Origin of the sequence: Pseudomonas sp. TJI-51 (assembly GCF_000190455.2) — a bacterium.
Classification (GTDB): Bacteria; Pseudomonadota; Gammaproteobacteria; order Pseudomonadales; family Pseudomonadaceae; genus Aquipseudomonas; species Aquipseudomonas juntendi.
Map to the genome: position 1 here is coordinate 6,942 of NZ_AEWE02000011.1, position 2,208 is coordinate 9,149.

The following is a 2,208-nucleotide window of genomic DNA, read 5'->3' on the forward strand; positions in this document are numbered from 1 at the left end:
AGCTGGCCCACCTGGCGCAGGCCCTGAGCGCGGCCGAGTGTTATCTGCAATGGCGTGTCGCAGATCCGCTGGCCGATGGCCAGCCCTTTATCGACACCGCACGGGCCAGCCTGGCTGCGCTTGGGGTGCAGTGTACGCAACCCGCCGCCACTGAAGGCGCCGATGACAGCAGCGATGGCATCGATGATGAGCTGCGCGAGGTGTTCCTCGAAGAGGCCGGTGAGCTGTTACCGGAAATCGAGCGGCACTGGCTGCGCTGGCGTGCCGATAACCAGCAGATGGCAGCACTGGGCGATGTTCGGCGCGCCTTGCACACGCTCAAGGGCAGTGGGCGTATGGTCCATGCCGAAGCCGTGGCCGAACTGGCGTGGGGCGCCGAACACCTGTTGAACCGTGTAATCGAAGGCCGCAGGGCGCTCAGCGCCCAGGGCGTGGTGGCGCTGCAGCAAGCGTTCGTGCAGTTGCCAGACCTGCTGGCCGACTTTGCCGCAGGCCAGTCACCGCAGCTGAGTGACATCGAACGACTGGCTGGGCATCTGCATGGCCTGGCTGAAAACGACCCACCCGCGGTCGCCGACCTCGATGGCCTCGACCCGCAGTTGCTGGACATCTTCCGCAGCGAAGCGCAAGGCCACCTGGCCAGTCTCGACGCCTTCCTGCAGGGTGCCGGCGGCCATGACACGCCGGTCAGCGATGACCTGCAACGTGCCTTGCACACGCTCAAGGGCAGCGCCGCCATGGCCGGGGTGATGCCGCTTGCCGAACTGGCCACGGCCTTCGACCGCCTGGTACGCGAATACAAGGTCCACCAGTTACTGCTGCAGATGGCTGAAGTCGAGTGGCTTGAGGCTGCCCGGGCGTTGTTCCAGCTGGGCCTGGCACAACTGGACAGCACCCCGCTTGCCCCCATTGCCGGGGCCTCGGACCTGATCGAGCGGGTTGGCCAGGCAGTGGACGAGCGGCTGGCCAGCCTGCACGCCGACCCTCAGCAGCAGCGGCGCGGCAGGCATGACCCGCAGTGGGTGGCCAGTTTCCTCGCGCAAGCGATGGATACCCTGCTCAACGCCGAATCGTTGCTGTCGCGTTGGCAGCAGCAGCCCGGCCAACGCGATGCGCTGGACACCCTGCTGGATGAAATGACCACGCTGGGCCATGCCGCGCACCTGGCCGACCTTTGCCCAATGGATGACCTGTGCGAGGCCCTGCTCGACCTCTATGGTGCCGTGGAGGAGGGCAGCCTGGCTGCCGAAGCAGGTTTTTTCGCCCTGGCCCAGGGTGCCCATGAAGCCCTGATGGACATGCTCGATGAAGTGGCGGCCGGCCAGGATGTAGCGCCGCGCCCGGAACTGGTCGAGCGCCTGCGTGCGCTGCTGGACCAGGCGCTGGCCCCGGATGCCACCGGCCTGGTGGGTATCGACGCGGTCACCCCGCTGCACCCGGACATGGACCTGACCGACGCCTTGGGCCTGGGCTTGCCACGCCCGTCACTGCCGCCGGAAGTGGCCGAGCCCCAGGTCGAGGAGGCCGAAAGCCCTGGCGAGGAGTTGTTGGAGGTATTCCTCGAAGAAAGCTCGGACATCGTCGAAAGCGCCGCTGCAGCCCTGGCCCGCTGGCAAGCCGACCCGCGCAGCAGCGTCGAGGTGGACAACCTGATGCGCGACCTGCACACCCTCAAGGGCGTGGCGCGCATGGTCGAAATCACCCCAATCGGCGACCTTGCCCATGAGCTTGAGTTTCTCTACGAACTGCTCGCCGCCGGCCGCCTGCCACCCAGTGCACCGTTGTTCGCCTTGCTGCAGAACTGCCACGATCGCCTGGCCCAAATGCTCGACGCCGTGCGCCTGGGGCAGCCGCTGCACGCAGCCACGGCGCTGATCGACTACATACGCAATTTCAGCAGCGCGGCACTGACCGACAGTGCCGCAGGCCAGGGGCCGCAAGATGCCAGCGCTGCCGAAGTGCCGGCAGCGGCACCCGAGCGCGCCGCCGGCGACATGGTCAAGGTCGATGCCGAACTGCTCGACGACCTGGGCAACCTGGCAGGTGAGCACTCGATCATCCGTGGGCGCATCGAGCAGCAGGTCAACGATGCGCAGTTTGCCCTCAACGAAATGGAAACCACCCTTGAGCGCATGCGCGACCAGTTGTTGCGCCTGGATAGCGAGACCCAGGGGCGGATCTCCAGCCGCCAGCCGTTCGAGGGCGATG

General features: G+C 66.8%; 1 protein-coding gene. It reads left to right on the forward strand.

Annotated features, from left to right (window positions below; genetic code table 11):
- A partial coding sequence (locus G1E_RS29090; RefSeq protein ID WP_256220424.1) for an Hpt domain-containing protein occupies positions 1 to 2,208 on the forward strand: 2,208 nt, incomplete at both ends.